20 protein-coding genes are annotated in these 21,054 nt (G+C 70.5%); 10 read left to right on the top strand and 10 right to left on the bottom strand.

Features of this window, described 5'->3' with window-relative positions; translation table 11 throughout:
* Positions 1 to 6: 6 nt before the first annotated feature.
* The 6 genes from G567_RS0102175 to G567_RS0102150 all read right to left on the bottom strand — a co-directional run bounded on the left by G567_RS0102175 (position 7) and on the right by G567_RS0102150 (position 4,760).
* Positions 7 to 450 (bottom strand): HEPN domain-containing protein, encoded by a 444-nt coding sequence (locus G567_RS0102175; RefSeq protein ID WP_028928671.1) that lies wholly within the window; start codon positions 448 to 450, stop codon positions 7 to 9.
* Positions 447 to 1,205, bottom strand: coding sequence for a UPF0158 family protein (locus G567_RS0102170; protein ID WP_028928670.1), 759 nt, complete (start codon positions 1,203 to 1,205; stop codon positions 447 to 449). The genes G567_RS0102175 and G567_RS0102170 overlap by 4 nt, the downstream gene beginning before the upstream one ends.
* Positions 1,206 to 1,255: 50 nt before the next feature.
* Entirely contained in the window at positions 1,256 to 1,951 is a 696-nt protein-coding gene (locus tag G567_RS0102165) for an SDR family oxidoreductase (protein WP_028928669.1), read from the bottom strand.
* Between the two features lie 60 nt (positions 1,952 to 2,011).
* Complete coding sequence (locus G567_RS0102160; protein ID WP_051232111.1) at positions 2,012 to 2,548, bottom strand: C40 family peptidase; 537 nt, start codon at positions 2,546 to 2,548, stop codon at positions 2,012 to 2,014.
* Between the two features lie 524 nt (positions 2,549 to 3,072).
* Positions 3,073 to 4,152 carry an inositol-3-phosphate synthase gene (locus tag G567_RS0102155; protein ID WP_147201165.1) on the bottom strand — a complete coding sequence of 360 codons (1,080 nt, stop codon included), beginning with the start codon at positions 4,150 to 4,152 and terminating at the stop codon, positions 3,073 to 3,075.
* Positions 4,153 to 4,166: 14 nt separating this feature from the next.
* Positions 4,167 to 4,760: a PadR family transcriptional regulator gene (locus G567_RS0102150; protein ID WP_028928666.1), complete on the bottom strand. Its 594-nt coding sequence runs from the start codon at positions 4,758 to 4,760 to the stop codon at positions 4,167 to 4,169.
* Positions 4,761 to 4,924: 164 nt separating this feature from the next.
* Between G567_RS0102150 and G567_RS0102145 the strand changes: the two genes are divergently transcribed.
* From G567_RS0102145 to G567_RS0102130, 4 genes are all read left to right on the top strand, one after another.
* Positions 4,925 to 5,329: a DUF5318 family protein gene (locus G567_RS0102145; protein ID WP_028928665.1), complete on the top strand. Its 405-nt coding sequence runs from the start codon at positions 4,925 to 4,927 to the stop codon at positions 5,327 to 5,329.
* A gap of 354 nt (positions 5,330 to 5,683) precedes the next feature.
* Positions 5,684 to 8,035 (top strand): transglycosylase domain-containing protein, encoded by a 2,352-nt coding sequence (locus G567_RS26320; protein WP_245585508.1) that lies wholly within the window; start codon positions 5,684 to 5,686, stop codon positions 8,033 to 8,035.
* Positions 8,032 to 9,615, top strand: a complete 1,584-nt coding sequence (locus G567_RS26315; protein WP_084795748.1) for a glycosyltransferase family 87 protein — start codon at positions 8,032 to 8,034, stop codon at positions 9,613 to 9,615. Before G567_RS26320 ends, G567_RS26315 begins: the two co-directional genes overlap by 4 nt.
* Positions 9,603 to 10,220, top strand: coding sequence for an NUDIX hydrolase (locus tag G567_RS0102130; protein WP_037055623.1), 618 nt, complete (start codon positions 9,603 to 9,605; stop codon positions 10,218 to 10,220). Before G567_RS26315 ends, G567_RS0102130 begins: the two co-directional genes overlap by 13 nt.
* Positions 10,221 to 10,247: 27 nt before the next feature.
* On the opposite strand, the gene G567_RS26310 is transcribed toward G567_RS0102130, so the two are convergent.
* Positions 10,248 to 11,648 (bottom strand): glycosyltransferase family 87 protein, encoded by a 1,401-nt coding sequence (locus G567_RS26310; protein ID WP_373865910.1) that lies wholly within the window; start codon positions 11,646 to 11,648, stop codon positions 10,248 to 10,250.
* The gene (locus tag G567_RS0102120) at positions 11,645 to 12,415 is read right to left on the bottom strand and encodes a deoxyribonuclease IV (protein WP_028928663.1); all 771 of its coding nucleotides are present in this window, start codon (positions 12,413 to 12,415) and stop codon (positions 11,645 to 11,647) included. The genes G567_RS26310 and G567_RS0102120 overlap by 4 nt, the downstream gene beginning before the upstream one ends.
* 225 nt (positions 12,416 to 12,640) lie before the next feature.
* Between G567_RS0102120 and rpsF the strand changes: the two genes are divergently transcribed.
* From rpsF to dnaB, 5 genes are all read left to right on the top strand, one after another.
* The gene (rpsF, locus tag G567_RS0102115; protein ID WP_028928662.1) at positions 12,641 to 12,958 is read left to right on the top strand and encodes a 30S ribosomal protein S6; all 318 of its coding nucleotides are present in this window, start codon (positions 12,641 to 12,643) and stop codon (positions 12,956 to 12,958) included.
* A 10-nt stretch (positions 12,959 to 12,968) separates the two neighbouring features.
* A complete protein-coding gene (locus G567_RS0102110; RefSeq protein WP_028928661.1) occupies positions 12,969 to 13,460 on the top strand; it encodes a single-stranded DNA-binding protein in 492 nt (163 codons plus the stop codon).
* 53 nt (positions 13,461 to 13,513) lie between these two features.
* The gene (rpsR, locus tag G567_RS0102105) at positions 13,514 to 13,750 is read left to right on the top strand and encodes a 30S ribosomal protein S18 (protein WP_013678623.1); all 237 of its coding nucleotides are present in this window, start codon (positions 13,514 to 13,516) and stop codon (positions 13,748 to 13,750) included.
* Between the two features lie 11 nt (positions 13,751 to 13,761).
* Positions 13,762 to 14,211, top strand: coding sequence for a 50S ribosomal protein L9 (rplI, locus tag G567_RS0102100; protein WP_028928660.1), 450 nt, complete (start codon positions 13,762 to 13,764; stop codon positions 14,209 to 14,211).
* Positions 14,212 to 14,705: 494 nt separating this feature from the next.
* Positions 14,706 to 18,299 (top strand): replicative DNA helicase, encoded by a 3,594-nt coding sequence (dnaB, locus tag G567_RS0102095; RefSeq protein WP_307724155.1) that lies wholly within the window; start codon positions 14,706 to 14,708, stop codon positions 18,297 to 18,299.
* 79 nt (positions 18,300 to 18,378) lie between these two features.
* Here the strand turns inward: dnaB and G567_RS0102090 are convergent, their stop codons facing one another.
* Positions 18,379 to 18,681 carry a DUF3040 domain-containing protein gene (locus G567_RS0102090; protein WP_028928658.1) on the bottom strand — a complete coding sequence of 101 codons (303 nt, stop codon included), beginning with the start codon at positions 18,679 to 18,681 and terminating at the stop codon, positions 18,379 to 18,381.
* 179 nt (positions 18,682 to 18,860) lie between these two features.
* Positions 18,861 to 19,598: a CoA-transferase subunit beta gene (locus G567_RS0102085; protein ID WP_051232223.1), complete on the bottom strand. Its 738-nt coding sequence runs from the start codon at positions 19,596 to 19,598 to the stop codon at positions 18,861 to 18,863.
* Positions 19,599 to 19,987: 389 nt separating this feature from the next.
* On the opposite strand from G567_RS0102085, the gene G567_RS0102080 reads away from it, so the two are divergent.
* Positions 19,988 to 21,054: IS110 family transposase (locus G567_RS0102080; protein ID WP_245585507.1), on the top strand; the 1,067-nt coding region annotated here is incomplete at its 3' end.

Below are 21,054 nucleotides of genomic sequence, written 5' to 3'. Positions count from 1 at the left end.
CTGCGCTCAGCCATGCCGCCGTCTGGCTGGCCTGGCGGGTAGCTGGGTCGCATTGCGGCCGAGGCCGCGCAGCCCGCTGCGATCCAGGTCGTCGATCCACTCGGCGACCAGGTTCACCACGCAGGTCGCATCCGCGACGGCGGCCGCGGCCTCCGCGGGTGGGACCGGGTCGTAGCAGCGGTCGGCCAGCGCCGACCGGTTGAACAGCGAGCGCAGCAGCCGGCCTGCCTGCGGGTCGAGAGCGCGCTCCCGGACGAGCCGTCGGACGACCGCCGAGATGACATCGGAATGCTCCGACCGGGTCTCGCCCAGCACGAACAGGGCGGTCTCGGCGGCGTGGTGGGCGGCGTCGAACGAGCGGGACACCGCCTGCGCGGTGAAACCGTGGTCGCGCAGCAGCGCCGCCGCGGCGATCTCCTCGCGGGCTCGGGCGACTCCGGGTGGGCTCATGCGATTCGCACGGCCTCGACCTTGGCTCGGATCACCGTCGGCATCGTGGGACGGGATATCTCCGCCTGGCTCACCGGGAGCGCGGTGATGGTGATCCCGGACCGTTGGGTGTGCCGCCAGAGCACGTCGTCCATCCGGCGCAGCTCGTCCCAGACCGAGCCGAGGTCCGAGAGCACCACCAGCAGATCCAGGTCGGACTCGACGCCGCCCTCGCCGCGAGCCCATGAACCGTAGAGCAGGACCTGCCGGAGCCGCTCGCCGTAGAGCGTCGCCAGATCGCCGGCGACCGCCGCCGGGACGTCCTGGTTCGTCGGCTCCGGATCGGGGTAGTGGAGCCGGGCCCGCGCCGCGGCCTCGGGTTCGACCAGCCCGTTGTCGGCGAGCCAGTCCAACGCCCGGCGACGCGAGCGCGCATCGCGGAAGCGGTACCACCGGTCGCGCAGCTCGGGAAACTCGAACAGCGTGTTCTTGAACCGGCGAAACGCGCCCCGGCCATTGAGGGCCCGGTCGAGCAGCTCGGCGGCGCGGCGATGCTGGACGCCCTCCACGAAGTCGGCCATATCGCGATAGCTCTCCCGCGACTGCGTCGGGGTGATCAGCACCCAGCCGTCGTCCCCGGGTCCCTCACGATCCACATCGGGCAGGACCGAACGGATCCGGCCGTTTCGTGGGTCGATCCACCAGCTGATCTCGAGGGACCGGTCGGCGAGGGCATCGACCAGCTCGGCGAGGTCCACCTCGTCGGGGTCGAGCATGGGGTGATGGTAGCGCCGCTCAGCGCCGATGTTCGCTCCGCAAGCGCCGCTCAGCGCCCGGTCGGGCGGACCGACACCTCGGTGAGCATGGCGTCGCGTGGTGCGGTCACCGCGAGCAGCACCGCTCCGGCCACCGATTCGGGCCGCAGGTAGCGGCTGGGCTCGTAGGTACCGCCTTCCTGTTCGACGACGGCGCGCTGCATATCGGTGTCGACCCGGCCGGGATGGACCGAGGTCACCCGCAGCCCGTTGCCCGCCTCCTCGGCGCGCAGCGCGTCGGCGAAGGCGCGCAGCGCGAACTTGCTCGCCGCGTACGAGCCCCAGCCGGCCCGCGCGTTGTGCCCCGAACCGGAGTTGATCAGCACCACGTCGCCGCAGCCGGCCCGCAGCGCGGGCAGCAGCAGCCGGGTGAGCTCGGCCACCGCGACGACGTTGATATCGAACTGACGTCGCCAGGTCTGGACGTCGGTCTCGGCGACGGTGCCGAGCAGGCCGACGCCGGCGCAATGCACGAGGGCGTCGAGTCGCTCGATGCCGGCGGTGGCGGCCGCTGCCGCCGCGGGGTCGGTGAGCTCGACCGGCCAGGGTCTGGCTCCGGGCAGCTGACCTGCCACCCCGTCGAGGGCCGCCACGTCCCGGCCGCCGAGCAGCAGGTCGTACCGCGGGGCGAGAGCCCGGGCCACGGCGGCCCCGATGCCCCGGGATGCGCCGGTGACCAGCGCGAGCGGACGGGTGGGTGTGTTCACGGCCCGACCCTACGCAATCGATTCGTTCCATCGGAGCCGGACGAACCCGGGTGCGTCGCGTCAGACGCGCCGTGCGCCGCTGAACGGCATCCGGTTCATGTCGCTGATCTTGACCGGCTGGCCCGATGTGCTGGCGTGCACCACCTTGCCGTTGCCGACGTAGATGGCGACGTGGCTGACCGGCCGGTAGAAGAAGACCAGGTCACCGGGGCGCAGGTCACTCTTGGCGACCGGAGTGCCGACCGTGGACATGGCCCGGCTGGTGCGCGGCAGCGAGACTCCCGCCTTGCCGAACGCCCACACCACGAGCCCGGAGCAGTCGAAGGCGCTGGGTCCGGCGGCGCCCCATCGGTAGGGCGCGCCCACCTTGCCCAGCGCGTTCTGCAGGCCGGAGGTGCGGGCCGCGACCGGGGCGTGCGCGGCGAGGGTCTGGACGTCGCGGATGACGACGTTCGCCGCGTTCGCGCCGGGGGCGGCCGGCGCCGACGCGGTGGCTGGGAGCAGCGCGAACATCGCCGCAGCGGCCGCAGTGGCGGCGACGACGGCCGTGCGGATCAGCGGGGCGGGTCTGGGCAGGGTGGATCGATCTTCGGACACGCGGAGTTCCTTCGGTCGCACCGCCGGACGCGTGCTGAGGGGCCCGCTCCGCGGCTCGGGGAAGCCGGGAGCGGGCTCAGGTCGGGCCGCGAGCACGCCCGGCCGTGAGGGAGTCGACCGAGCCACGACCCGTCCGTCCGGACGGTGACCCGATGCCCGCCGTTCCGGATGAACGACGGCTCACGGGGCCGCCGGAGAAATTACGAACAGATCTCGGTGAGTTGTCATGACAAGAATCTCAGTTTTCTCGGATTCTTGTGTGATTGTAATCACATCAATAATGGCACGGATAGATGAATGTCATCGGTGTTATTTAGCTCGGGCGTCACAAGAGCGAGTGGTCAGCTGGGTGAGGTACCTCACACATATCGCCGAGATCTGTCTGTAATTACGCCGGCCGAGTGAAACATCTTCCATCTTGGAAGTTCAGGATCCGCCCTGAAACCTTTTCGATTTCCAAACAAGAAAAAGGCCCCGGCGGCCGGCGGAAGCCGGGCACCGGGGCCCTCTCGGGCAGGCAGGCGTCAGTCCTTGCGCTCGTCCCGGATGAACTGCTCGACCGCCTCGCGGGCGACGTCGTCGCTGTACTGGACGGGTGGCGACTTCATGAAGTAGCTGGACGCGGAGAGGATCGGGCCGCCGATCCCGCGGTCCTTGGCGATCTTCGCGGCGCGCACAGCGTCGATGATGATGCCGGCGGAGTTGGGCGAGTCCCAGACCTCGAGCTTGTACTCGAGGTTCAGCGGCACATCGCCGAACGCGCGGCCCTCGAGCCGGACGTAGGCCCACTTGCGGTCGTCGAGCCAGGCCACATAGTCCGAGGGGCCGATGTGCACGTTGTCCCGGCCGAGGTCACGGTCGACCTGCGAGGTCACCGACTGCGTCTTGGAGACCTTCTTTGATTCCAGGCGTTCCAGCTCCTTCATGTTGAGGAAGTCCATGTTGCCGCCGACGTTCAGCTGCATCGTGCGGTCGAGCTGGACGCCCCGGTCCTCGAAGAGCCTGGCGAGCACGCGATGGGTGATGGTCGCGCCGACCTGCGACTTGATGTCGTCACCGACGATCGGGACACCCGCGGCGCGGAACTTCTCCGCCCACACCGGGTCAGAGGCGATGAACACCGGCAGCGCGTTGACGAAGCCGACACCCGCATCGAGGGCCGCCTGCGCGTAGAACCGGTCGGCCGACTCGCTGCCCACCGGGAGGTAGGAGACCAGCACGTCGACCTCGGCGTCCCGGAGCGCTTGCGCGACATCCACCGGCTCCTCATCGGATTCGGTGATCGTCTCTCGGTAGAAGCGGCCGAGCCCGTCGAGGGTGTGTCCACGCTGCACGGGCACGCCGAGCGGCGGCACATCGGCGATCTTGATCGTGTTGTTCTCGCTGGCGAAGACGGCCTCGGAGAGGTCACGGCCGACCTTCTTGGCGTCCACATCGAACGCGGTGACGAACTGGACGTCGCGCACGTGGTATCCACCGAAGTCCACGTGCATCAACCCCGGGACGCGTGCGGCCGGGTCGGCGTCCGAGTAGTAGTGGACGCCTTGTACCAGTGACGCCGCGCAGTTGCCGACGCCGACGATGGCGACACGCACCTGGCTCATGGCCGGCTCCTCCTTCATGGCTTCTCGTGTGGCTCCGGCGCGGACGCCGGAGTGTTCTCGTGTTCTCCCTGTTCGGCCCGCTCGCGGGTGATCAGCTCATTGAGCCAGCGCACCTCCCGCTCGGTGCTGTCCAGGCCCAGCTGGTGCAGCTCGCGGGTGTAGCGGTCGATCTGCTCACCGGCTCGGGCGAGCGCCGACCGCAGGCCCTCGCGGCGTTCTTCGACGGCCCGCCTGCGACCCTCGAGGATGCGCATGCGGGTCTCCGCCGGTGTCCGCGAGAAGAACGCGAGATGGACGCCGAAGCTCTCGTCGTCCCACGTCTGGCGGCTCCCGTCAGACAGCAGGTCGGCAAAGCGTTCCTTCCCTTCCGCGGTGATCCGGTACACCCGTCTGCTGCGTCGTGACCACGCGCCGCTCGTGGTCTCCGGGACCGGTTGGTCGGTGTCCTCGGCGATGAGGCCGGCGCGGGTGAGCCTGCGTAGCGCGGGGTACAGCGAGCCGTAAGAGAAGACACGGAAGCCGCCGAGCCGGACCCCGAGTTGTTTGCGCAGCTCGTAGCCGTGCATCGGGGCCTCGTTGAGCAGCCCCAGGATCGCCAGCTCCAGCATCGACGACCCCCTCCACAGCCTGGCCTCACCCTGCCGATGCGCCCGGCCGGGTATTGGCGTACCGCATTATATCGTTCCGATACATCTGGGAATTGATCCGTGCCGGTGGTCCTCCTGCCGGGCGGTCCGGGGAGGTGGACGGCCGGCGCGCGTACCCTGGTCGGGTGCTCACCCAGCGACAGGTTGTCGACTACGCGCTGCAGCGCAGAGCGCTGCTCGTCGACGTCCACTCCGGTCGGGTCGGGGTGGCCGAGGTCTGCGATGCCAATCCCTACCTGCTCCGAGCGGCTCGTTTCCACGGCGAGCCGAGTGCGGAGACGTGTCCGGTCTGCCGGAAGGAGCGGCTGGTCCACGTCTCATGGATCTTCGGGGAGGAGCTCGGGCATGCCGCGGGCTCCGCCCGGAAGGCCGAGGAGCTGGACCGGCTCGAGACCCTCTTCGCGGAGTTCTCCGTCTACACGGTGGAAGTCTGCCGCACCTGCAGTTGGAACCATCTGGTGCTGTCCTACGTGCTCGGGACCGGCGGGCGATCCGGTCGGTCGGGTCGACGGAGGACCGCCGCCGAGTGATCGATCGACGAATCTGGCACCGCCCGCCCGCCAGACCGGGCCCCGTGGTGCCGAGCTGCGCCCCCCTCGGACCCATGCCCAGCTCGCTGGGATGGGTCGGCGCAGCGATCGGACCAACGGAGCCCAATGGTGAGTGATCAGCGCGACCCCCGGTTCGAGCGGCGCCCCCGGAACGACGGTGTCCGGGCTGTCCCGCCGCCGGCGGACGGACCACCGCGTCCGCACGGCCCGGTCGGCCCCGCCGCGCCACCGCGGCCGGGCGGACCACCGCCGCGGCCGGGCGGACCACCGCGGCGGCCGGGCGGACCACCGCCGCGGCCAGCCCCTTCGCCCGGTGGCCCTCCGCCCGGCCGCGTGCCACCGCCCCTTCGCCCGCCCGGCCCGCCGGCGGGCCCTGCGCCGGGACATCCCCCGCCGGACCGGCGCGGCGCGAGCCGGCCCGAGGAGGCCGGGCTGCTCACCCACGACACGGGCGGCGGTGAGCAGGGCGCGCGGGCACCGGGGCTCGCGCTCGCCGAGCGCCACGGCCCCGGGGGGCCCGAGCCCCGCTCCGGCAGTTCGCAGCCCGGCGCGGCAAGCGCCGACCGGCCCGGCTCCGAAGAGCGGCGGAAGACCATGTGGCGACGGATCCGCCGGACCCTCTACGTCCTTGCCGGCCTCGCCGTCATCGGCCCGCTGCTGGCGTTCGTCATCGGCTGGATGATCTTCGCCGTCCCGACGGCCGACGACGCGGCGATCACCCAGGTGGCCACCTTCACCTACGCCGACGGCAGCCCGCTGGCCACGGTGCGCCCGGACAACGTCAACCGCACCAAGGTGACGCTCGACCAGGTGCCCGAACACGTCCGCAACGCGGTGCTCTCCGCGGAGGACCGCTCGTTCTACTCCAATCCCGGCTTCGATATCACCGGCATCGCGCGCGCGGTGTGGAACCAGCTCACCGGCGGAATCGGTGGCGGATCCACGATCACCCAGCAGTACGTGAAGGTGACCACCGGAGCCGACGAGTTCTCGCTGTGGCGCAAGTACAAGGAGATCGTGCTCGCGGTCAAGGTGTCCAAGGAGCAGACCAAGGACCAGATCCTCGAGAACTACCTCAACGTCATCTATCTGGGCCGCGGGGGATACGGCGTGCAGGCGGCGAGCCAGGCCTACTTCGACAAGACCGTCGAGGACCTGACGGTCTCCGAGGGCGCGATGCTGGCCGGGCTGATCCAGTCGCCGTCGCGCTGGGATCCGGCGAAGAACCCGGAGAAGTCCCTCGAGCGCTGGAACTTCGTGCTCGACGGGATGGTGGCGCAGGGCTGGCTCTCCCCAGCCGATCGAGCCGGGGCGACGTTCCCCCGGTGGAAGCAACCCGAGCCGGTGGGCGGGGGCATCCCCGGGGACAGCCGTGGGCACATCTACCACCAGGTGCGTGCGGAGCTCGAGGAACGCGGCATCACCGACGCGGAGATCAACACCGAGGGTCTGACGATCACGACGACGATCGAGCCCGACAAGCAGCAGGACGCCGTCAACGCCGTCAAGAAGATCACGAAGGGGCAGCCGGACAACCTGCGCACGGCGCTGGTGTCCCTCGATCCCCAGACCGGCGCAATCCTGGCCTACTACGGCGGGGACAACGGCGTCGGCCTGGACTACGCACAGGTGCTCAAGCAGCCCGGTTCGTCGTTCAAACCGTTCGTGCTGGCCGCGGCGCTGCAGCAGCCGAACCCGATCGGCCTCGGCTCGGTGTTCGACGGCTCGTCACCGCAGACCTTCGGCGGGGTCAAGGTGTCGAACTCCGAGGGGTTCAGCTGCCCGAGCTGCACGGTGAAGACCGCGATGACCCAGTCGATCAACACCGTCTTCTATCAGATCACCATGCAGATCGGGCCCGCGGCGGTGACCGAGGCCGCGCACAAGGCCGGCATCCCGGAGAACCTTCTGCCCAACCCCACCGGCGGTATCTCCCTGGGAGACAAGGAGGTTCACCCCGTCGATATGGCGTCGGCCTTCGGTACCTTCGCCGCCGACGGGGTGCATCGCGAACCGCATATGGTCACCAAGGTGACCGCTGCCGACGGCCGGGTGCTGTTCGACCTCAGCTCGGTGCCGGGCCAGCAGGTGTTCTCCCAGAAGGTGGCGCGCAACGTGACCGAGTCGATGACCGATGTCGCGTCCTCCTCGCGGATCGCGCTGTCCGACGGGCGGCCGGTGGCGGCCAAGACCGGCACCGTGCAGAGCCGGATCCAGGGCCAGAACAACGACGCCTGGACCATCGGTTACACCCCGTCGATATCCACTGCGGTCTGGGTCGGCACCGACGACAACTCGCCGATCAAGAACGCGTCCGGACGGCCCATCTACGGGCGAATGCTGCCCGGTTCGATCTGGCAGGCGTACATGAACGCCGCGCTCAGGGGCACGCCGAAGCAGCAGTTCTCAAGGTTCGTCCCGATCGGGCAGGCCCCGTACGCGGAGGTGACCGGAGCGGACTCGACCGGCTCGAGCAGCTCCACGGCGAGCTCGAGCGCATCGAGCCGGTCGGACTCGGACTCGACCGAGACCACCCGGAACAACCGTCGCTCCCGTGACCGGGACGACCAGAGCGAGTTCACGTTCCCGAACGGCGAGAACTTCGACTTCCAGCCCAACAGCTTCGCCGAACCGCGACCGAACGTCCCGAACCATCGGGGGCCGGCAACGCCGGGGGCAGGGTGAGCGAACGCGGCCCGGCGACCGGCACGACCCGAGCCCCCCGGGGTCGCGTCGTTCCCACCTGGACCGAGCCGCTCGCGACCGCCGCCAGCCGCATCGTCGGGGGCCCGCTCGGCAGGCACGCACTGGTCGGGCGCGGCCGGTTCTGGACGCCGCTGCGGGTGGTGCTGCTGTTCGGCGTGCTCGTGCTGGCGTTGGGCTGGCTGGGCAAGGCGCCGTGCCTGCAGCAGTACCGAACCGCGGACGGCGCGCTCGCGCTCGACTGGCGCAACAACCGCCAGTACGTCGCGATGTGCTACTCCGACACCGTCCCGCTCTACGGCATCGAGCGGGTGGACGTCGGCGCGCTGCCCTATCGCGACTCCTGGGTCGAGGACGCCGGCACCCCGGACGAACGGGTCCGTTATATGGAGTATCCGGTGCTCACCGGATTCTTCCAGTGGGGCAACGCCCGCCTCGCCGCCGGATGGCTGTGGCTGGCGGACCGGCTGCCGCTGCCCACCGCGCTGCCCGTGGTCGTCTACTTCGACATCTCGGCGGCATGGCTCGCGCTGGCCTGGCTGGTGGCGGTGTGGGCGGTGTGCAGGCTGCGACCGTCTCGGCCGTGGGACGCCGCGCTCGTCGCGTTGTCCCCGCTGACCCTCGTCCATGTGTTCACGAACTTCGACGCGCTCGCCGTCGCGTTCGCCACGGCGGGGATGCTCGCGCTCGCCCGGCGCAGGCCCGTGCTCGCCGGGGTGCTGATCGGGATCGGTGGGGCCGCGAAGTTCTATCCGATGTTGTTGCTGCTGCCGGTGCTGCTGGTGGCCTGGCGACGCCGTGACGTGGGCACCGCCGGGCGGACGATCGGGGCGGCCGTCGCCGCCTGGGTGCTGGTGAACGCGCCCGTCGCGCTCGTGTTCACCACCGGCTGGTGGGAGTTCTTCCGGCTCAACGGGACCCGGCCTGCCGACCCCGACTCGCTCTACTTCGTGGTCAGCTACTTCACCGGCTGGCTGGGCTTCGACGGCCCGCTGCAGCCCGGCCAGCCGCCGTCGATGCTCAACGCGGTGAGCCTCGGACTGTTCGCCGCGGCCTGTGTGGGCATCGTCGTCCTCGCGGCCATGGCACCCCGGCCGCCGCGGCTCGCGTCGCTGGCCTTTCTCGTCGTCGCGGCGTTTCTGCTGGTCAACAAAGTATGGAGTCCGCAATACTCGCTGTGGCTGGTGCCGCTCGCGGTGCTCGCGCTGCCGTACTGGCGGCTGCTGCTCGGGTGGATGCTCGTCGACGCCCTCGTCTGGGTGCCGCGCATGTACTACTACCTGACCCCCGAGCACAAGGGCCTGCCGCCGGATTGGTTCCTCGCGACGGTGCTGGTGCGCGACGCGCTGGTCGTCGGATTGTGCGTGCTCGTCGTACGCACGGTGCTGCGGCCGACGACCGACCCGCTGCGGACCCTCGGCTCCGAGGACCCCGACTGGCCGGTCCGCCCGTTCGGCCGGGTGAACGGCGGGGTCGAGGTCGCCGGAGCCCGGGACGCCGGGCAGTCCGGCACGGACGGAGTGGCGCAGAGCCGGGAGAGGTGGGCGGGATGGGCGCGCTGAGACGGATGGTGGCCGAGGCCATGGCCGGGTTCGAACGACGGCCCGTCGACCGCCCCGACCTGGCGGTCGCGGCGGTGGCGATCACGCTGCTGACCACTGGCGAGGGCGCGGATATCGCCGAGGGGCTGGCGTTCCCACTGACCCGCCGGGCCGCGCGAATGCGCAGGCATTCCGGCCAGTGGGCGCTGCCGGGCGGGCGGGTCGATCCCGGGGAGACCGTCACCGCGGCCGCCCGCCGCGAGCTGTCCGAGGAGCTCGGCCTCGATGTGGGCTCCGACGCCGTGCTCGGGCTGCTCGATGACTATCCGACCCGCTCCGGCTATCTGATCACTCCGGTGGTGCTGTGGGCGGGCCACGTGGACGAGCTGCGGCCCAACCCGGACGAGGTCGAGTCGCTCTACCGCATTCCGTTGCGCCAGATCGATGTCGAGCCGCGGTTCCGCACCATCCCCGAGTCCGACGCCCCGGTGATCCAGGTGCCGCTGTTCGACCGCTTCCTGCACGCCCCCACCGGGGCGGTGCTCTACCAGTTCCGCGAGCTGGTGCTGCACCGGCGCCCGACGCGGGTGGCGCATCTGGAACAGCCCGTCTTCGCCTGGCGCTGAGCCCGGTAGCCGGGGTGAGGGGGAGGGTCAGGTGGCGGTCGCCACGGCGGGCTCACGGGCCCTCGGGACCGTCTCGGGCACCTTCAGGAACAGTACGAACAGCACGATGAGCAGTGCGGCCCGTCCCCACACCCCGATCGCGACGGCCTGGGCGGAGAAGCCGGTGAAGATATCGAAGCCAGCACCCACCTTGATCGCGTAGAACCAGCGGAAGATGCCGATGCCGATCGCCAGGTCGGCGAGCAGATAGGCGCCGACCACGGTCCACGGCACCCGGAGCAACACGAAGAACGGCAGCAGCCACAGCGTGTACTGCGGCGAATGCACCTTGTGCAGCAGCAGGAACCCGCACAGCATCGCGGCGCTGACCCCGATCCAGGGGTAGACGCCGTCGCGCCGCCAGCGCCACCAGCCCACGGCGACGGCCAGCACGAAGGAAACCAGCACCAAGGTCGGGGACAGCCACGAGACCAGCTCCTGGAACGCGACATTGTCCGGGTCGGACTCCGGGCGGAAGCCCCAGAACCAGATCGAGTTGGTGGTGATATCGACCTTGCGCAGCTGCTGGAACGTCACCGACGCCCGCCAGCCCTCGTAGCCGGCGATCGCGAACGGCAGGTTCACCAGCACGGCGGTCAGACCCGCCGCCATCGACACCCGCAGCGCGCCGCGCCAGTCCAGGACGGCTCGTTCGGCCCCGGCCCCACCCCGGGTGAGTACGTGCAGCACCAGCGGCACCACGAACGCACCGGGGTAGAGCTTGAACGCGAAACCGAGCCCCAGCAGCACCGCGGCCACGGTCGCCCGTTGCCGAAGCGGCCGTTCGGTCCGCCAGCCGTGCACGGCGAAGACCGCGCCGACCGCGCACGCCACGGCCGGCAGGTCCCAGTTGTGGAAGGCGTAGAGCACGAGCGGAGGGCCGATTGCCCAGAGCAACGCCCGCCACCCCGACAGCCGGCCCAGCAGCCACCCGGTCGCCAGGCCGAACGGGGCCATCAGCAGCGCGGAGCCGAGCAGGAACTCGGCGTCGGTGCCGGCACCGAGCGCGCCCACCCAGATCAGCAGGCCGGTGAGCACCGGGTACTCGACGCTTCCGCCGACCAGCTGGCCCTCGGGCGTGATATCGCCGTCGACGTAGGGGAAGACGTGCTGGTCGATATCGCGGCCGAGCCACAGATGCTGGATATCGGAGTAGCAGACGTCGCGGTCGATGCGGATGTCGTAGTCCGGGACGCTGCGACCCGCGTCGTCGAAGCCGGGGCCGGTGCACCGGTCCTTGTTGACGAAGCCCAGCGCCAAGGTCACGCCGGTGAGCAGCACGAGGACGGCGAGCAGCAGCTTGCTGCGTGGCGGCCCGCCCGCCGCCGTTTCCGATTCGGGACCCGTGCGAGCCGGCCCCCGGGCCTGACCGACCGCCGTCCCGATCACCGTCCGAGCCGCTCGCGCAGGAATGCGATGTCGGCGGCCTGGCCGTCGGCGGGGGTCTCCACCACGATCGGGGCACCCGCGGCGGCGGCGACCGCGGCGAGCTGGTCCGGCGGAATCGTGCCCCCCTCGATGTTGGCGTGCCGATCGCGGGCCGAGCCGAACTCGTCGCGCGAGTTGTTGAGGTGCACCAGGTCGATCCGACCGGTGATCGCCTTGACCCTGTCGACGACGTCACCGAGCTCCTCGCCGGCGGCGAACGCGTGACAGGTGTCCAGGCAGAAGCCCACCTCGAACTCGCCGACGGCGTCCCACAGCCGGGCCAGCGCGTCGAACCTGCGGGCCATCGCCCGCTCCCCGCCCGCGGTGTTCTCGATGAGGACCGGGACGGCGAAGCCGCCCTCGTCCTGCTGGCGGGACAGGAACTTGCGCCAGTTGTCGAAGCCGACTGCCGGGTCGTCGGCCTGCGTGACGTGGCCGCCGTGCACGACCAGACCGATGGCGCCGACCGCCGCCGCGGCGGTGGCGTGCTGCACCACCAGCTTGCGCGAGGGGATGCGGATTCGATTGTTCGGCGACGCGACGTTGACCACGTACGGCGAGTGCACCACCACGGTGACGTCCGAGGAGCGCAGCTGCTCGGCCTGAGGGTGAGTGGGTGGTTTCTTCCACCCCTGCGGGTCGGACAGGAAGAACTGGACGACGTCGGCCCCGCGCTCGGCCGCGGCGCCGACCGGATCGTCGTCCCGGACGTGGGCCCCGATGAGCATGCATCGAGCGTAGTGGCGAACCCCGACGGCTCGGGCCCGGGCGGTCCGGATCAGTCACAACCGCCCTGGTAACCTCGGCCTGTCGCCCTGACCGGCGCCCACCTGGGCGTCGTAGGACAAACCGCCGGATGTTCCTGGTGGCCGGATTCTGTCGGGGCGCGGTGAGAACCTCCTGTCGCGGGTGGACCGCGACCGCTACGAGTCCATAGGAGGTGTGTGGTTCTCATGCGTCATTACGAGTTCATGGTCATTCTCGACCCGAGCCTGGACGAGCGCACTGTGACGCCGTCCCTGGAAACCTTCCTCAACGTCGTCCGGTCCGACGGTGGGTCCGTCGAGAAGGTCGAGGTGTGGGGCAAGCGCAGGCTCGCCTACGAGATCGCGAAGCACTCCGAGGGCATCTATGCCGTCCTCGAGATCACGGCCGAGCCCGCCACCGTGGCCGAGCTCGACCGGCAACTCGGTCTGAACGAGTCGGTCCTGCGCACCAAGGTGCTCCGCCGCGACCAGCGCAAGCGCACCCCCGCCCCGGCCGCGAGCTGAGGAGATCGCCATGGCTGGCGAGACTGTCATCACCGTGGTCGGCAATCTCACCGCCGACCCGGAGTTGCGATTCACCCCATCGGGCGCCGCGGTGGCCAACTTCACCGTGGCCTCCACCCCGCGTATGTTCGACCGCCAGACCGGCGAGTGGCGCGACGGTGAGGCACTATTCCTGCGTTGCAACATCTGGCGCCAGGCGGCGGAGAACGTCGCCGAAACCCTCACCCGCGGGATGCGGGTGATCGTGACCGGCCGGCTGCGGCAGCGCTCCTTCGAGACCCGCGAGGGCGAGAAGCGCACCGTCATCGAGCTTGAGGTCGATGAGATCGGTCCCTCGCTCCGCTACGCCACCGCCAAGGTCAACAAGGTCAGCCGGGGGAGCGGCAGCGGCGGCTTCGGTGGCGGTGGCGGCGGTTCTGCCGCCGGCGGCTACGACGACCCGTGGGGTTCCGCGCCGCCCGCGGGCAGCGGCCCCGCCGCCGACGACGAGCCCCCCTTCTGAAGTCACGCCGAGACCACTCTGAGACCCGTTAAGACCCTCCAGGAGCACCACGAATGGCCAAGCCCGTCCTGCGCAAGCCGAAGAAGAAGGTGTGCGCCTTCTGCAAGGACAAGGCCCAGGAGATCGACTACAAGGACACCGGCCTGCTACGGAAGTTCATCTCCGACCGCGGCAAGATCCGGGCTCGCCGGGTCACCGGCAACTGCCGTCAGCATCAGCGGGACGTCGCGGTCGCGGTGAAGAACTCGCGCGAGGTCGCCCTGCTGCCTTACACCTCGACGGCCCGCTGAGGAGGACCGCAGTGAAGCTCATCCTCACCGCCGACGTACCCAACCTGGGTGCGCCCGGCGATATCGTCGAGGTGAAGGACGGCTACGGCCGCAACTTCCTGCTGCCACGCAAGCTGGCGATCCCGGCTACCCGGGGGGCAGAGAAGCAGGTCGCCGCGATCCAGCGGGCCCAGAAGGCTCGCCAGATCCGCGACCTCGACCACGCCAAGGAGGTCGCCGGACAGCTGGGCGGCCTCTCGGTGACCGTCACGGCGAAGGCGGCAGGCGACTCCGGGCGGTTGTTCGGCTCGGTCACCGCGGCCGACGTCGTCGAGGCGGTGCGGACCGCGGGTGGTCCGCCACTCGACCGCCGCGCGGTCGAGGTGCCCGGCCACATCAAGACGGTCGGGACGCACGCGGTGACCGTTCGGCTGCACCCCGAGGTGACCACCGATCTGAATATCGCGGTCGTCGCGGGCTGACCAGGGTCGGCGCCCCTGGCCGGACTGAACACGCTGCGTAACAGGGGCAGGATCGAGGCACGTTCGCCTCGGTCCTGCCCCTGTCGTGTCCGCAACTGGGGTGCGGCCGTCCCCGTCAGGTGCGCAACCGGCGGTCCCGAGCCGCCGCAGCGGCGCGGAGCGGGCTGCCGGACAGGGGTGGGCCGCCGCCGTCGCGACACGCCGGGGCGCGTCCGTGCGCGACACGCCCACGGGATGTTGTCCACACCTGTAGCGAATGCTGCTACCTGCAGAGACACCATGATTTTCATAGTTGTCCACATGCCATCCACAGCGTTCTCCCGAACCTGTCCTGGGTGTGGGCGGATTAGTCCCCAGCTAGTCCCCAGGTTGGTGCACACGCTCTTTTGATCTCGGCCGCGAACCCACCTAGCCTCACGTTCTCCGGAGTGCGCAGGCCCGCCTGAGGACGCCGACCGTTCACCGATCGGTAGTCGCGCGGGGCGACCGGCCAGATGCGGATCGAACTGATGTTCGATACAATGGAAAGCGGGGTGACTCTGCGTATGGCTCTGACGGATGATCGGCTGGCCGGGCGTCCGCGCGCGGTGCGCGCGGACGAGGGTGGTTCCGAGGCGCCGTTCGACCGTCAGCCCCCGCAGGACCTCACGGCCGAGCAGTCCGTGTTGGGCGGCATGTTGCTGAGCAAGGACGCAATCGCCGACGTGGTCGAGGTGTTGCATCCGGAGGACTTCTACCGGCCCGCGCACCAGACCGTCTACGAGTGCATTCTCGATCTCTACGGTCGCGGTGAGCCTGCCGACGCGGTCACGGTGTCGGCGGAGCTGCAGCGTCGCGGCGAGCTGATCCGGCTCGGTGGTGCCCCCTATCTGCACACCTTGATCGCCACCGTGCCGACCGCGGCCAATGCCGCGTACTACGCGGAGATCGTCGCGGAGAAGGCGATCCTGCGCCGGCTGGTTGAGGCCGGCACGCGGATCGTGCAGCTGGGCTACCACGGCGCGGAGGGCGCCGAGGTCGACGAGGTGGTCGATCGCGCGCAGAGCGCCATCTATGACGTCACCGAGCGCTCGACGAGCGAGGACTACGTCCCGCTCGAGGAACTGCTGCAGCCCACGATGGACGAGATCGACGCGATCGCCACCCGCGGTGGGGTGGCCCTCGGGGTACCCACCGGCTTCGCCGATCTCGACGCGTGCACCAACGGCCTGCACCCCGGGCAGATGATCGTCGTCGCGGCGCGGCCAGGGTTGGGGAAGGCGCTCGCACTCGACACGCCACTGCCCACGCCCATGGGGTGGACCACCATGGGCGAGGTCGGCGTCGGTGACGCGCTGTTCGGCGCGGACGGCCGGCCGACCAGAGTTGTCGCGGCCACCGAGGTGATGATCGGCCGACCGTGCTGCGAGGTCGAGTTCTCCGACGGCACGGTGATCGTCGCCGACGCCCAGCATCAGTGGCTCACGGCCGACCGGGCCGCGCGGCGGGCGTCTCAGGAGGCGCGTGATCGCGGCGGGGCGCCGGCGGTGCTGCCCGCCGTCCGCACCACCGAGGAGATTGCCGCGACCCTGCGGTGTGCCACCGCCGATGGCGGGCTCAACCACTCCGTCGAGACCTGCGCGCCGTTGCGGCTGCCCGAGCGGGTCCTGCCCGTCGCGCCGTATGCGCTCGGTGTCTGGCTGGGCGATGGATCGAGCGATACGGCCGCGTTCACCTCCGACGATCCGGAGATCGCGGAGTACGTCGAGAGTGAGGGCCGCCGCCTGACCCAGGCTCGGCTGCGGGCTCTCCGGGTCCTCGGCGACAAGCACATTCCCGCGGAGTACCTGCGTGCTTCCGCGCGGCAGCGGCGGGAACTCCTCGCCGGCCTCATGGACACCGGCGGCACGGTGACGAGCACCGGTAACCTGCAGTTCAGCGCCATGAACCGGCGGTTGTTCGACGGAGTGCGCGAGCTCGTCGTCGGGCTCGGCCACCGCTGCTCCACCACGCGCACGCGGGTCCGCGGACGCAGCGAGGAGCCATCGGTCGCCTACACGCTCGACTTCACCACCGAGGACGAGGTGTTCCGCCTCGATCGCAAGCGGCGCGTCCACAAGGAGCGCAGCGATGAGCACGCGCACCGCGCTCGTCCCCGCTACGTGGTGGCCGTGCGCTCCGTGCCGAGCGTCCCCGTGCGCTGCATCGAGGTCGACAACGGCGAGCACCTGTACCTCGCCGGCCGGTCGATGGTGCCCACGCACAACTCCACACTGGGTCTGGATTTTGCCCGCTCCTGTTCGGTCCGCCACGGGCTGACCAGCGTGGTGTTCTCCCTGGAGATGAGCCGGTCGGAGATCGTCATGCGGCTGCTGTCGGCCGAGTCGCGGATCCGGTTGGCCGATATGCGCGCGGGCCGGATGAGCGACGACGACTGGACCCGGATGGCCCGACGGATGAGCGAGATCAGCGAGGCGCCGCTGTTCATCGACGACTCGCCGAACCTGACCCTGATGGAGGTTCGGGCCAAGGCGCGCAGGCTCAAGCAGCGCAACGACCTCAAGCTGATCATCCTGGACTATCTGCAGCTGATGACCTCGGGCCGGCGGGTCGAGTCCCGTCAACAGGAGGTCAGCGAGTTCTCCCGGCAGATCAAGCTGCTGGCCAAGGAGCTCGAGGTGCCGATCGTCGCGATCAGCCAGCTCAACCGGGGCCCCGAGCAGCGCACGGACAAGCGGCCGATGCTCGCCGACCTCCGCGAGTCGGGTTGCCTGACCGCCGGCACGCGCCTGCTGAGGGCCGATACGGGCGCCGAGGTGACGTTCGGTGAGCTGCTCGCGTCCGGCGAGCCCGGCGTGCGGCTGTGGTCGCTCGACGAGCGGATGCGGATGGTTCCGCGGGAGATGACGGCGGTCTTCCCGAGCGGGGTGAAGGAGGTCTTCCGGCTGCGTCTGGCCTCGGGCCGCGAGGTCGAGGCGACCGCGAACCACCCGTTCCTCACGATGGACGGGTGGTGCCCGCTCGGTGAGCTGGGCCCTGGTGAGCGGCTCGCGACCCCCCGGCGGATCCCGGCACCGCTGCAGGCCGTGTCGATGCCGGAGGAGCACGTCGTCCTGCTGGCCCACCTGATCGGTGACGGTTCGTTCGTCCGACGCCGGCCACTGCGGTACGCCGGAACGGACGAGGCGAACCGGGAGGTGGTCGCCGTGGCAGCCCGTTCGTTCGTCCCCGAGCCGGTCTTCGCGCTCCCCGACGAGCAGCTCGCGCTGTTCCTGAGCCACCTCTGGGCCACCGACGGATCGGTGAGCTGGGGCGAGCACGCCGATCTCGACCGGATCTCCTACGTGTCGACGAGCCGCAGGCTGGTCGACGACGTCTCCCGCCTCCTGCTGCGGTTCGGGATCCTCAGCCGCAGCAAACGGATCCGCGAGGCGGGACACCGCGACCGCTGGCACCTGCACATCACCGGTTCGGAGCACCAGCGGGCATTCGTCCAGCTCATCGGTGTCCACGGCGTCCGCGGTGCGGCGGCACACGAGGTGGCGGAGCGGCTAGGGGCGATCGCGGCCAACACGAATCTCGACACCATCCCGCCTGCGGTGTGGCCGCGGGTGCGCGCGCTGCTCGCCGTTCGGCGGATGACACACCGCGACGTCGCCACCGCGATGGGCTCGCGCTTCTGCGGCTCGACGGCGTCGAGACTCGAACGTGCGAGCAGTTCGCCGGCGTGGAAGCACTCGCCCAGCCGCGCCCCGCTGGCCCGGGCGGCCGCGGTCCTGCTCGACTCGGGCCTGGAGATGCTCGCGACCAACGACGTGTTCTGGGACGAGATCGTGGAGATCACGAGCCTCGGCAAGCAGCCGGTCTATGACGCCACGGTGCCGGGCACCCACAACTTCATCGCCAACGGCGTCGCCGCGCACAACTCGATCGAACAGGATGCCGACATGGTGCTCCTGCTGCACCGCCCCGATGCGTTCGAGCGCGATGACCCGCGCGCGGGCGAGGCCGATCTGATCCTGGCCAAGCACCGCAACGGGCCCACCAACACCATCACCGTGGCGCACCAGCTGCACTACAGCCGGTTTGCCGATCTCGCGCACGGTTAGCCGCTTGAGCGCGTTTATGGCTCCACAATGCGCGGAACCCGCCAGGCCTGAGCGCATTATGGCTCCATAACGCGCATGATCAGGCCGGACCGGGACGCGGCGCCGTGATCAGCGAGGCCATGACGAGCGCGAGCAGCGCCAGCACGACGCCGGTGCCCACGATCGGAAGCGTGGCTGTCACCCCGCCGAGCACCAGCAGGGTGAGCCCGGTGATCAGCAGGACGAACGGCGCCGGTCCGGCCCCCCGAATGCCGCTCGGGGCGAGAGGGCGCCGTGGGCGGGCCATCGCGAGTACCTGAAACCGGCGGGCGAAATGTGGGTCGCTGGTGACGAGGTCCCGCTCGATGCTGGCGAGGATGCCGCGTTCGCGATCACTGAGCACAGGTGGACTCCGGGGGATGGGCGGGCACGGTCGGCAGGGACGGGCTGAGACCCGGCTCCCCACCGACCCGGGGGTTAACAATGCCCGCCAGGATATGTGATCGGATCGTTACATTGGGTGGGGAGTGGCGGATGTCGCGCGCCGAGTACGTCGGCTGCCACATTCGGGCGGCCGCCCGGTCATGATCCCGGCTCCCCCACCGTCCGCATCCCGCGCAGCACCGCGAGCTCATCGTCGCTGGGTGGCGCGGTGACCTCCAGCTCCGGGGCGATCTCAAGGTCCCATCCGGTCTCGGCCCGCGCCTGCTCCATGGTGATCCCCGCATGCACCGAGGTGAGCACGAGTTCGCGGGTCTGGGGGTCGGGCTCGAGCACACCGAGATCCGTGATCACCCGGACCGGTCCGGCCCCGCGCAGTCCGAGCAACTCCCGGTCACCCGGGCCGGCACCGTGCCCGACCGAGGTCACGAAGTCGACCCGTTCCACGAACGCCCGTCGCCGGTGCCGCATGACGACGATCACCTCGCGGCACGAGGCGGCGATCTCGGGGGCGCCGCCGGACCCGGGAAGCCGCACATCGGGTGCGTCGTAGTCGCCGATCACGGTGGTGTTGATGTTCCCGAAGCGGTCGATCTGGGCTCCGGAGAGGAACCCGACGTCGATTCGCCCCGGCTGCAGCCAGTAGTTGAAGACCTCCGGAACCGAGACGACGGTGAGCGCCGATTCGGCGAGGATGCCGTCACCGATCGACAGCGGCAGCTGCTCAGGCTTCGTATCGAGCGTGCCCGACTCATAGATCAGGACCAGCCGAGGCGCGTGCAGCCTGCGGGCGAGGTTCGCGGCGGTCGAGGGCAGCCCGATGCCCACGAAACAGAGCTGTCCGTCGCGCAACGCCCGCGCCGCGGCGACACTCATCATCTCCTCGGCCGTATACGCGCCCCCCGGTGGCGCTCCGGTCCGCTGCGCGGTGCTCACTGGTGCACCCTCCTCATGTCCGAGCCTGGTTGTTGATCCAGGATTCGGGCGCACCCAAGGTCCCCACCGGGCCATCGCCCTGCTCGCTCGACCCCCGAGGTCGGGCATGAGTTCTGCGAGGTCCGGTGGCCCAGGACGCGCCGACTGGCTACAGGGCCGTGCACCGCCGAGTGCCGATCAGTGAGCGACCGGCTGCCGCGTCCGGGGACCACCGGGTCTCTTCCCACTGCGCCAACAGCGAGGAGACAACGCTGAGTGTCACCGAGACCGTCGGCGGCCTCGAGCCGCCCCGGCCCCCCGGCGGGGTGGACCGGGCCAGCGCGGACCACGCGGTGTCGATCGTCGCCCCCGACGGCGAGCAGACCAGCCGGTTCTTGGTGACCCACCACGCGTCCGGGCTGCGCACCCTGGTCAAGCGTCTGGTCAAGGCCGGAGTGGTCGAGGTCGGGATCGAGCGCCCGGACGGGCCGATCGTCGACGCGCTGCGCGCGGCGGGCCTGGTCGTGTTTGTCATCCCGCCGGGCCAGCTGAAGAACCTGCGCAGCCGCTACGGCTCGGCCGGGAACACCGACGACCGGTTCGACGCCTACGTGCTGGCCGACGTCGTGCGCACCGACCGCCGCCGGCTGCGCCCGCCGCTGGTCGACCAGCCGGCCACGACCGCGCTGCGCCCGCTCACCCGCGCCCGCAAGGCCCTCCTCGCCCACCGCATCGCGGTGGCCGACCAATTGCGCGCGCACCTGCAGATCTGCTTTCCCGGCGCGGTCGGGCTGTTCGCCGACATCGACTCCCAGATCAGCCCGCGCTTCCTGCAGCGCTTCGGCACCCAGGAGCGCGCGGACCGGCTCTCGATCAAGCGCTGGACCGCCTGGCTGACCTCGGTCGGCCACCGCGGCCGCACCCCCGCGCAGACCCTGCACGAGCGGCTCACCGGCGCCCCCCGCGGCGCGACCGGCCCGGCCGGCGACACCGCCGCCGCGGTCACCGCCGCCTTCGTCGCCACCCTGCGCGCGATCAACGCGCAGATCGACGCGCTCGCCGCCCGGATCGCCGAGCAGCTCGCCCTGCACCCCGACGCCCCGATCTTCACCAGCCTGCCCCGCGCCGGCACCCTGCGCGCCGCCCGGCTGCTCACCGAGATCGGCGATGCCCGCGGCCGATTCCCCACCGCAGACTCCCTGGCCTGCCTCGCCGGCGTCGCACCCTCCACCCGGCAGTCCGGCAAGATCCGCGCCCTCGGCTTCCGCTGGGGCGCGGACAAGCAACTCCGCGACGCGCTCTGCGACTTCGCCGGCGACAGCGTCAAGGCCAACCCCTGGGCCGCCGACCTCTACCGCCGAGCTCGCGACCGCGGACACGACCACCCGCACGCCGTCCGCGTCCCCGCCCGCGCCCGGAC

This window comes from Pseudonocardia asaccharolytica DSM 44247 = NBRC 16224, from assembly GCF_000423625.1.
Taxonomy (GTDB): Bacteria; Actinomycetota; Actinomycetes; order Mycobacteriales; family Pseudonocardiaceae; genus Pseudonocardia; species Pseudonocardia asaccharolytica.
This window is presented reverse-complemented; position numbering and strand designations above follow the sequence as displayed.

Excerpts from the sequence above, each read along its gene's own strand:
- G567_RS0102085 (WP_051232223.1), bottom strand. The coding sequence starts at position 19,598 with ATGATGAGTGTCGCCGCGGCGCGGGCGTTGCGCGACGGACAGCTCTGT.
- G567_RS0102155 (WP_147201165.1), bottom strand. The coding sequence starts at position 4,152 with ATGAGCCAGGTGCGTGTCGCCATCGTCGGCGTCGGCAACTGCGCGGCG.
- dnaB (WP_307724155.1), top strand. The coding sequence starts at position 14,706 with ATGCGGATCGAACTGATGTTCGATACAATGGAAAGCGGGGTGACTCTG.
- G567_RS0102130 (WP_037055623.1), top strand. The coding sequence starts at position 9,603 with ATGGGCGCGCTGAGACGGATGGTGGCCGAGGCCATGGCCGGGTTCGAA.
- G567_RS0102110 (WP_028928661.1), top strand. The coding sequence starts at position 12,969 with ATGGCTGGCGAGACTGTCATCACCGTGGTCGGCAATCTCACCGCCGAC.
- G567_RS0102120 (WP_028928663.1), bottom strand. The coding sequence starts at position 12,415 with ATGCTCATCGGGGCCCACGTCCGGGACGACGATCCGGTCGGCGCCGCG.
- rpsR (WP_013678623.1), top strand. The coding sequence starts at position 13,514 with ATGGCCAAGCCCGTCCTGCGCAAGCCGAAGAAGAAGGTGTGCGCCTTC.
- G567_RS0102170 (WP_028928670.1), bottom strand. The coding sequence starts at position 1,205 with ATGCTCGACCCCGACGAGGTGGACCTCGCCGAGCTGGTCGATGCCCTC.
- G567_RS0102150 (WP_028928666.1), bottom strand. The coding sequence starts at position 4,760 with ATGCTGGAGCTGGCGATCCTGGGGCTGCTCAACGAGGCCCCGATGCAC.
- rpsF (WP_028928662.1), top strand. The coding sequence starts at position 12,641 with ATGCGTCATTACGAGTTCATGGTCATTCTCGACCCGAGCCTGGACGAG.
- G567_RS0102175 (WP_028928671.1), bottom strand. The coding sequence starts at position 450 with ATGAGCCCACCCGGAGTCGCCCGAGCCCGCGAGGAGATCGCCGCGGCG.